This window comes from Phenylobacterium sp., from assembly GCF_016793285.1.
GTDB lineage: Bacteria > Pseudomonadota > Alphaproteobacteria > Caulobacterales > Caulobacteraceae > Phenylobacterium.
The window spans coordinates 1-6,984 of the sequence record NZ_JAEUMO010000106.1 but is presented as its reverse complement, the minus strand read 5'-3'; the positions used below and the strand labels follow the sequence as shown (position 1 = coordinate 6,984).

The window sequence follows — 6,984 nt, the reverse complement described above, 5'->3', positions numbered from 1 at the left end:
GAGGGGAATCGAACCCCTGACATTCAGCTTGGGAAGCTGACGTTCTACCTCTGAACTACACCCGCGCCGCCGGGATCGCTCCGGAGGGCGATCCCTTAGCGGGTCTTGATCCGGCCGTCGAGGCGATGGGCTCAGATGAGCTGCAGGAAGATCCAGCACGAGGCCGACGAGGCCACGATCCAGGCCGCCGCGCGCAGGTATGGCGCGCCGACGATGTAGATCGCCGCGAGGGCGGCGCGGCCCGCGACCAGGGCCACGAAGAGGACAAGGCTCTCCAGCATGTTGCGGCGGGCGCGGTGCGCGCCACCGACCCAGCCGGTGAACTCGGCCCTGAGGAAACCGCCGTTCGGAAAACCCCTCAAACGAGGCGCGTTGACCCCGCCGCCGCGCGCCCGCACCATGCCGGCCTCAGTAGCGGGAGGTTCCGATGGCCGACGACGCGATGCTGGAGCGCGCGAAGTTCACGGCGATGACCGAGGGCACGTTCGAGGACTGGGCCGCGATCGGCCGCGCCTCGATGGCGCACCGCGGCGAGCATGTCGACCGCATCGTGGCGCACCTCAACCTGCTGACCGGCGACCACGGCGGCTTCGCCGTCGACCGGCTGGAGCACTCGCTGCAGACCGCCACCCGCGCCCACCGCGCCGGCAAGGACGAGGAATACGTCGTCTGCGCCCTGCTGCATGACATCGGCGACATCCTGCTGCCGGCCAACCACGCCGAACTCGGCGCCGCCATCCTCGAGCCCTACGTCTCGGAGGAGAACCACTGGATCCTGAAGCACCACGGGATCTTCCAGGGCTACTACTTCTTCCACCACATCGGCCTGGACCGCGACATGCGCGAGCAGCACCGCGGCCACCCGTCGTTCGAGGCCTGCGCCCAGTTCTGCCACCTCTACGACCAGAACTCGTTCGAGCCGGGCTACGACACCATGCCGCTGGACGCCTTCGTCCCCATGATGCGCCGCGTCATGGAGAGCCCGAAGCGCTCGATCTACAAGCGCCCGGCCGCCTGATTCCATGAAGCTCGGGGGGATCGTGGCGTTTTCGGCGGCCGTTCTGGCGGCTGCGCCGGCGCTCGCGCAGACGACGCCGGCCGAACGCGCCCGCGAGGCGGCGGCGATGCTGACCGCGGCGGGCTTCCAGATCCGCGGCGCGCAGATCGTCAATGCGTGCGGCCGGCCCGTCCAGCCGCGTCCGGCGGCGGTCGACCTGAACGGCGACGGCCGGGCCGAGGCGATCATCCCCGACGTCGACGCCGCCTGCTACGGCGACAAGGGCGAGGCGTTCGCGATCATCCAGCGCCAGGGGCCGGCGAACTGGGCGCTCGTCGGCAAGACCTACGGGCGGCTCAGGCTGCTCGAGACCCGCACCAACGGCTGGCGCGACTACACGCTCGAGGGCCCGGGCTGCCAGCGCACATGGACGTTCCAGCCGGGCCAGGGCTACGTCTCGCTGAAGCCCTGCCCGTCGGACCTCGCCGCCGACCGCAGGACGGCCGCGCCCGCGCCGAAGGCCGCCACGCCGCCGCCGGCTGCGCCCGCCGCCGACCGGGCCGCCGCGTTCCGCGCCGCGGGCTTCACCGCCGTCCGCGGGCGCTACCCGGCCTGCGACAAGAGCCAGGAGGTCTCGATCGAGATGCGCGACCTGAACGGCGACGGCCGCCCGGACGCCGTGGTCACCGACTACGGGACGGAGTGCTTCGGCAACACCGGCCAGGGCTTCGTGATCGTCACCAAGGACGCCTCAGGCGCCTGGCGGCGGCTCTACGGCGATCAGGGCATCCCCACCTTCCTGCCCACCCGCGGCGCCGGCGGCTGGCCTGACATCGAGAACGGCGGTCCGGGCTTCTGCCACCCGATCCTGCGCTGGAACGGCCGCGACTACGCCGTCGTGCGCATGAAGGCCGAAAGCCCGGGCGGCTGCGCCGGCCGCTGAGGGCTACTGCCGCTCGGCCCTGATCCCGAGCCTGGCGAGTTCCGCCTGCACGCTGTCGGGCCCCACCGTATGGCCGGCGCCGACCGCGATGAAAGTCACGCCCGAGCCCTTCAGCTTCTCGGCGATCACCTTCGCCCAGGCCTGGTTCCGCTGCACCACCAGCGCGTCGTAGAGCTCGGGATAGCCTTCGCGCATCTCGGTGACGAAGATCTTCTCCAGCCCGTCCGTGTCGCCCGCGACCCAGGCGGCGACCATGGCGTCGAGCTGCGCGGCCGCGTCGTCGACCTCGTCGAGGGTCGAGGCCAGGAACTCGAGCTGGGTCGCCGGGGACATCTCGGCGAGGTAGCGGATCTGACGCTCGGGGGTCTCCAGGCCCTCGACCGGCCAGCCGGCGGCGCGCGCCATGCCGGAGAGGCTGGTGTCGACGCCGCTCCCGGGATCGAAGCCCGCCTTCACCGCCGGCGCGACACTGAACGTCAGCGCCACCAGCCACGGCTGCATCGGCTCCAGCATCTGCGGCGACATGCCGAGCGCCTGGGCGGCGGCGGCCAGGCGTGGACGGTCCTGTGCGGAGAGCTTGGCCGAGAGCGGATGGGCCGGATCGAGGCCATAGGCGCGGACCAGGGGCTGGATCGTGGCCGGATCGTCGAGTCCCGCGGCCTCCAGCATGAGCTCTTTCGACTGCGCCAGCGCCGCCTGCACCTTGCCCTCCTGCCAGGGCGTGCCGGGCCGCAGCACATGGACCGTGCCCATCAGGTAGAGCGTGGAGTCGGCGTCCCTGATGACCCAGAGCGCGGGCTCGGCGACGGCGGGGCCCGCAAGGCCGAGGACGAGGGCCGCGGCTGCGGCGGCGAGGCGGGCGAACGAACGGATCATGCGGTGCTCGATAGCGGGCCAGGGTCGGGCGGCCGTCAAGCCGCCGCCTCGTCCTGGAAGATGTCTTCGATGGCCAGACCGAACAGGCGGGCGATCCGGAAGGCGAGCGGAAGCGAGGGATCGTACTTGCCCGTCTCGAGCGCATTGACGCTCTGGCGCGAGACGCCCAGTCGTTCGGCGAGGTCGCCCTGGCTCCAGTCGCGCTCGGCGCGCAGGACTTTCAGGCGGTTCTTCATGAGCTCATCCATGACGCGAGAGTCCCGATCAGGTAGGCGGCGACGAGGCCGACGGAGATGGCCAGGGTGACGGGCGAGTTCAGCAGCCTCATCGCCGGCTCCACCACCAGTAGGCCCAGGCCAGGTGGAAGCCGATGAGCTGGCCGAACATGACGACGCCGGCCCCGTGCAGCAGCAGCGACCTGCGGTCGGCGCCGGCCGGAACGAGGAGGCCGACCACGTCGAAGGGGTTCATCGCGAGGCCGACCGCCGCGACGCCCATGCCGATCGAGCCGCCCCAGTACCAGGCCCACTTCTGCGCCTCGCGCGCCGCCTCGTCGATGCCGCGCCAGTAGCGCATGAGGATGACGCCGATCACGGCGCTCCAGCCGAGGATGAGGGCGAGGAACCCGAGGCCCGTGAGCTGGTAGCCGCTGGCGCGGACGCCCCACTGCAGCGCCAGGACGACGAGGGCGCCGGCCAGGACGGTCCCGGAGAAGCGTATGAAGGGCGTTCGCACCCAGGACATGAATGGTCTCCTTGTCTGAATGACAAGGAAACACGACACATGAAACGTGTCAAGTGACCATTACATTTTGCCAGGCTCGCTTAACTCGCCCTACTGCACCCGTTCGACCTTGAACCCGCGGGCCTTCAGCAGCGCCGGGAGGCCTTCCGGCCCGATGAGGTGGAGGGCGCCGACGTTGACCACCTCGATCCCCGAGGTTCCCGCGATCTCGGCGCCGAGCGTCTCGGCCCAGGCGTTGTTCCGGCGGCGGACGAGGGCGTCGTAGAGCGCGGGGTTCTCGGCTTCGAGGCCGGCGTTCAGGCGCTGGATGTCGCCGGCCAGCCAGGCCTTCTCCAGAGACGCCGGCCCGAGCGGCGGCGGCAGCGCCGGCTTCCTCCGCTGGCGCATCACGCCGGTCAGGTAGCGCACCTCGGACGCCTCGGGCAGGCTCGCGTACATCCGCGCCTGGTCCTCCAGCGTCTCGAACGTCCGCACCCGCTTGCCGGTGTCGCGGGCGGTGCGCGTGGCGGTCATGTCGGCGCCGGCCTCCACGCTCGCGCCCCGCCCCGGCGCCGGCCGCACCGACAGCATCAGCGCCGCCGCCCAGGGCCGCAGGTGGTCGATGCGGGCGATGTCGGTCTCGCGCGCCAGCACCGCGAGGTCCGACGGCGCCAGCTTGCGCGAGAGCGGCCGGTCGGGATCGGAGCCGTAGCGTCGGACCAGCAGCCGGATCGTCTCGGCGTCGCCCGAGGTCATGTCGGCCTCGAACCACACCGTCCCGGCCCGCGCCATCGCCGCGTCGTAGAGCGGCGTGCGCCACGCCACGCCCGGCCTGAGCGCATGCAGCGTGCCGAACAGGAAGACTTGGCTGTCCGCGTCCGAGACGCGCCACATCGCCGGTGCGGCCGCGGCCGGCAATGCAGCCAGGAGCGCAGCGGCAACTGCGGCCGCCCACCCACGCAACGCCATGGCCGTCCCCCGACCGAACATGGCCGCGACCATAGCCGGCGCCGCCGGGCGCGTCAGTGCGACCTGCCGACGCTCGTCCCGCTCACGAAAAGTTTGGCCGGGGCGCATCTTTCGCCCCCGGCGCCGGGCGCCTACGTCAAGCCTGCGGGACCGGGCCCCTCTGACGATCACCCCCACGATCGTGATGTCGGACCGCGACAGGTGCGCTCGGGGCCTGGCGGAATCGCCTCTCTCCCCCATCAGGCTCCAAAGGGCTTCGGGCGCACCTCCATGAAGGAGGAGCACATGCAACACTACCGCGTCTGGTATCTGCGCGATCAACATCGCCAGCTCGACCAGCAGATCCGCACCGAGCTGCGCCGGCCCTATCCCGACGCGATGCGGCTTCAGGCCCTGCGCCGCCGGCGGCTGCACGTGAAGGATGCGATCGAGAAGGCCGAAGCCGGGCTGCTGCCCGTGCGGACCGGCGGCGGGCTCAGCCCCGCCTGACGGACGAAGGGCGCGGGCCGCCGGCGCGCGCCCGCGCCTTCAGGGCGTCCAGACGCGGAAGTGCTTCGAGAGCTTCAGCCCCTGGCGCTGATAGTGCGAGCCCTGTTCGCCGTAGAGCCGCGTCGGCCGCTCGGTGAGCGGTTCGTAGATCAGCCGCGCCACGGTCTGGCCGTCCTCCAGGATGAAGGGCGTCTCGTGGCTGCGCACCTCCAGCACGCCCTTGCTGCCCTTGCCGTGCGCCTCGTCGGTGCCGAAGCCGGGATCGAAGAAGCCGGCGTAGTGGACGCGGAACTCGCCGACCGACGGATCGATCGGCGTCATCTCGGCCGCTTCCATCACCGGGATTTCCACGGCCCCCTTGGAGGCCAGGATGTAGAACTCGCCGGGGTCCAGCAGCAGTTGGCCGTTGCGCGGGATCAGGGGCTCCCAGAAGTCGCGCGGGTCGTGGCCGTCCTCGTGGTCCAGGTCGACGACGCCGGCGTGGCGCCGGCCGCGGAAGCCGGCGATCTCCCCCGTAAGGTCGACGCCGACGCTTTCGGTCCGCAGGCGGGGCGGCTCCCCCGCCTTGAGGCGCAACTGGTTCAGCCGGGTGCCCGAACGCACCAGGACCGAGAAGGTCTGCGGGGCGATCTCCATGTAGAGCGGGCCGTCGTAGCCCTCGTCCACGTCGTCGAACGCGTGGCCGCGGTCGGTGATCACGCGCACGAACACGTCGACCCGGCCGGTCGAGCTCTTCGGGTTGGCCCGCGCCGAAACGCCCTTCGGCAGCCGCAGCCGCTCCTGCAGCTCGGCGATGTAGACGCAGCCCCGCTCCAGCACCGCGCCGACCGTGAGGTCCAGCTCGTGCATGGCCACTTCGCGCAGCCGTTCCCGCACCGTGCCGTGCCGCGGCAGGAACGAGGCGCGGACCCGCCACGCCTTGCCGCCGAGGCGCAGGTCGAGGCTCGCGGGCTGCACCTGGTCGGCTTCCCACGGAGCCGCCGACGCGATCGCGCCGCCGGCGATCAGGGCTTCGATGGACTGGCAGGGCAGGATGCCCGGGACGCTGAGGTCGTTCATGGGCGGCGAAGCCTTAGCGTAGAACGCGGGCGTGGCAAGCCAAGAAGGGGAACCACGAATGGCGCGAAAACACGAAAGCGGCCGAGCCTCTCTTCGAGCCCCCGCGCCGGCGGAGGCGCCGACGCCTTTCGGGCTTTCGCGCCTCTTCGTGGTCCACCTTGCCGAAACCGGCCCTTGACCCGGCTTCGCCCCTGCCGTTCAAGCGGCGTCCTCTGAACCGATGGAGGCCGTGATGGCGGAAGACCCGCGCAACTGGGAGATCGAGACCCGAGCGGTGCGCGGCGGCCTCATGCGCACCGAGCACGGCGAGATCTCGGAAGCCCTCTTCCTGAACCAGAGCTTCGCCTACGAGAGCGCCCACGCGGCCGACGAGCGGTTCGCCGGCGGCCCCGGCTTCATCTACCAGCGCTTCGGCAACCCTACGACGCAGATGTTCGAGGACCGCCTGGCGCTGCTCGAGGGCGCCGAGGCCTGCAAGGCCACCGCCTCGGGCATGGCCGCCGTCCAGCTCGCGCTGATGGGCCTGGTCCGCGCCGGCGACCACATCGTGGCCGGCCGCGCCCTCTTCGGCTCGTGCCGCTGGATCCTCTCGGACTGGATGCCGCGCTTCGGCGTCGAGACCACTTATGTCGACGCCACCGACATCGAGGCGTGGAAGGCCGCGGTGCGGCCCAATACCCGCTGCTTCCTGGTGGAAAGCCCGGCCAACCCGCTGCTCGAGATCACCGCCATCGGCGCGGTGGCGGACGTCGCGCACGCGGCCGGCGCGAAGCTGGTCGTCGACAATGTCTTCGCCACGCCGATCTTCCAGAAGCCGCTCGCGCTCGGCGCGGACGTGGTGGTCTATTCAGCGACCAAGCACATCGACGGCCAGGGCCGCGTCCTCGGCGGCGCGATCCTCGGCGACGCCCAGTTGCTGACCGACGCC

At 71.3% G+C, this 6,984-nt stretch carries 10 protein-coding genes and 1 tRNA gene; 4 read left to right on the top strand and 7 right to left on the bottom strand.

The genetic code is table 11. The features are described 5' to 3' along the window. Positions 1 to 57, bottom strand: a tRNA-Gly gene (locus JNL41_RS10925). Positions 58 to 131: 74 nt separating this feature from the next. Continuing rightward, positions 132 to 362 (bottom strand): hypothetical protein, encoded by a 231-nt coding sequence (locus tag JNL41_RS10920; protein ID WP_293474840.1) that lies wholly within the window; start codon positions 360 to 362, stop codon positions 132 to 134. A gap of 65 nt (positions 363 to 427) precedes the next feature. Between JNL41_RS10920 and JNL41_RS10915 the strand changes: the two genes are divergently transcribed. Together JNL41_RS10915 and JNL41_RS10910 are read left to right on the top strand one after the other, a co-directional pair. Then, complete coding sequence (locus tag JNL41_RS10915) at positions 428 to 1,018, top strand: HD domain-containing protein (protein ID WP_293474838.1); 591 nt, start codon at positions 428 to 430, stop codon at positions 1,016 to 1,018. A gap of 4 nt (positions 1,019 to 1,022) precedes the next feature. Further along, positions 1,023 to 1,940 (top strand): hypothetical protein, encoded by a 918-nt coding sequence (locus tag JNL41_RS10910; protein ID WP_293474836.1) that lies wholly within the window; start codon positions 1,023 to 1,025, stop codon positions 1,938 to 1,940. A 3-nt stretch (positions 1,941 to 1,943) separates the two neighbouring features. Here the strand turns inward: JNL41_RS10910 and JNL41_RS10905 are convergent, their stop codons facing one another. From JNL41_RS10905 to JNL41_RS10890, 4 genes are all read right to left on the bottom strand, one after another. Next, positions 1,944 to 2,816, bottom strand: a complete 873-nt coding sequence (locus JNL41_RS10905) for a TraB/GumN family protein (protein ID WP_293474834.1) — start codon at positions 2,814 to 2,816, stop codon at positions 1,944 to 1,946. A 35-nt stretch (positions 2,817 to 2,851) separates the two neighbouring features. Further along, positions 2,852 to 3,052: a helix-turn-helix transcriptional regulator gene (locus tag JNL41_RS10900; RefSeq protein WP_293474833.1), complete on the bottom strand. Its 201-nt coding sequence runs from the start codon at positions 3,050 to 3,052 to the stop codon at positions 2,852 to 2,854. Positions 3,053 to 3,140: 88 nt separating this feature from the next. After that, on the bottom strand, positions 3,141 to 3,560 hold the full coding sequence (locus tag JNL41_RS10895) for a hypothetical protein (protein ID WP_293474831.1): 420 nt from the start codon (positions 3,558 to 3,560) through the stop codon (positions 3,141 to 3,143). A 90-nt stretch (positions 3,561 to 3,650) separates the two neighbouring features. Next, the gene (locus JNL41_RS10890; protein WP_293474829.1) at positions 3,651 to 4,508 is read right to left on the bottom strand and encodes a TraB/GumN family protein; all 858 of its coding nucleotides are present in this window, start codon (positions 4,506 to 4,508) and stop codon (positions 3,651 to 3,653) included. Between the two features lie 285 nt (positions 4,509 to 4,793). On the opposite strand from JNL41_RS10890, the gene JNL41_RS10885 reads away from it, so the two are divergent. Further along, positions 4,794 to 4,997 carry a DUF465 domain-containing protein gene (locus tag JNL41_RS10885; protein ID WP_293474828.1) on the top strand — a complete coding sequence of 68 codons (204 nt, stop codon included), beginning with the start codon at positions 4,794 to 4,796 and terminating at the stop codon, positions 4,995 to 4,997. 39 nt (positions 4,998 to 5,036) lie between these two features. Here JNL41_RS10885 and JNL41_RS10880 read toward each other — a convergent pair whose 3' ends face one another. Beyond that, positions 5,037 to 6,056: a 2'-deoxycytidine 5'-triphosphate deaminase gene (locus tag JNL41_RS10880; RefSeq protein ID WP_293474826.1), complete on the bottom strand. Its 1,020-nt coding sequence runs from the start codon at positions 6,054 to 6,056 to the stop codon at positions 5,037 to 5,039. A 232-nt stretch (positions 6,057 to 6,288) separates the two neighbouring features. Here JNL41_RS10880 and JNL41_RS10875 point away from each other — a divergent pair. Further along, positions 6,289 to 6,984, top strand: a 696-nt coding sequence (locus JNL41_RS10875) for a PLP-dependent transferase (RefSeq protein ID WP_293474824.1), incomplete at its 3' end; no start/stop codon positions are given.

Excerpts from the sequence above, each read along its gene's own strand:
- JNL41_RS10915 (WP_293474838.1), top strand. The coding sequence starts at position 428 with ATGGCCGACGACGCGATGCTGGAGCGCGCGAAGTTCACGGCGATGACC.
- JNL41_RS10910 (WP_293474836.1), top strand. The coding sequence starts at position 1,023 with ATGAAGCTCGGGGGGATCGTGGCGTTTTCGGCGGCCGTTCTGGCGGCT.
- JNL41_RS10905 (WP_293474834.1), bottom strand. The coding sequence starts at position 2,816 with ATGATCCGTTCGTTCGCCCGCCTCGCCGCCGCAGCCGCGGCCCTCGTC.
- JNL41_RS10900 (WP_293474833.1), bottom strand. The coding sequence starts at position 3,052 with ATGAAGAACCGCCTGAAAGTCCTGCGCGCCGAGCGCGACTGGAGCCAG.
- JNL41_RS10895 (WP_293474831.1), bottom strand. The coding sequence starts at position 3,560 with ATGTCCTGGGTGCGAACGCCCTTCATACGCTTCTCCGGGACCGTCCTG.
- JNL41_RS10890 (WP_293474829.1), bottom strand. The coding sequence starts at position 4,508 with ATGGCGTTGCGTGGGTGGGCGGCCGCAGTTGCCGCTGCGCTCCTGGCT.
- JNL41_RS10885 (WP_293474828.1), top strand. The coding sequence starts at position 4,794 with ATGCAACACTACCGCGTCTGGTATCTGCGCGATCAACATCGCCAGCTC.
- JNL41_RS10880 (WP_293474826.1), bottom strand. The coding sequence starts at position 6,056 with ATGAACGACCTCAGCGTCCCGGGCATCCTGCCCTGCCAGTCCATCGAA.